Source organism: Polaromonas sp. P1_G4 (assembly GCF_056405475.1).
Window position 1 is genome coordinate 1 of the sequence record NZ_JBFUCA010000982.1, and the last position, 745, is coordinate 745.

1 protein-coding gene is annotated in these 745 nt (G+C 65.0%); it reads right to left on the reverse strand.

Annotated features, from left to right (window positions below):
* Positions 1-152: 152 nt before the first annotated feature.
* On the reverse strand, positions 153-745 hold a 593-nt coding region (locus AC1D1X_RS24880; RefSeq protein ID WP_477699568.1), incomplete at its 5' end, for an HAD-IC family P-type ATPase.

Sequence of the window (745 nt, forward strand, 5' to 3'; positions counted from 1 at the left end):
GTCGAGCGCTGATCATCTATTGCCTGCACCTTTCGCAGGCGCCGCATGCAAAAACCCGAAGCGGGCCTTTCCGGGCCACTTCGGGTTTTATGCATTTTTAGGCCTCCAGCGCAGTAGGGATGAGCGCGAGCAGCTATTAAATCTATAACAATCTAGTTCCGCCGGCCGCGCAGCAAACGCAAGCCATTGCCCACCACCAGCAGGCTGGCGCCCATGTCGGCAAACACCGCCATCCACATCGTTGCCGTGCCGAAGATGGCCAGGAGCAGGAAGATGCCCTTGATGCCCAGGGCCAGGCTGATGTTCTGCCACAGGATGGCATGCGTGCGTTGTGACAGCCGCACCGTTTCGGCCACACGCTCCAGGTTGTCGTTCATGATCACCACGTCGGCCGCTTCCATGGCCGTGTCGGCGCCGGCGCCGCCCATGGCGAAGCCGATGTCGGCCTGCGCCAGCGCGGGCGCGTCGTTGATGCCGTCGCCTGTCATGCCGGTGGCGCCGTAGTGCCGCTGCATTTCCCTGATGGCTTCGAGCTTGGCCTCGGGTAGCAGGTCGCCGCGCGCGTCGCTGATGCCGGCCTGCGAAGCGATGGCTTGCGCGGTGGCAGCATTGTCACCGGTCAGCATCACGGGCGTGACGCCCAGGGCCTGCAGTTCGGCAATCGCCCGCCGGGACGTTGGCTTGATGGTGTCGGCCACTGCGGACAGGGCCAGCACGCGCGTCCCGTCGGCCAGCAGCGTCACAG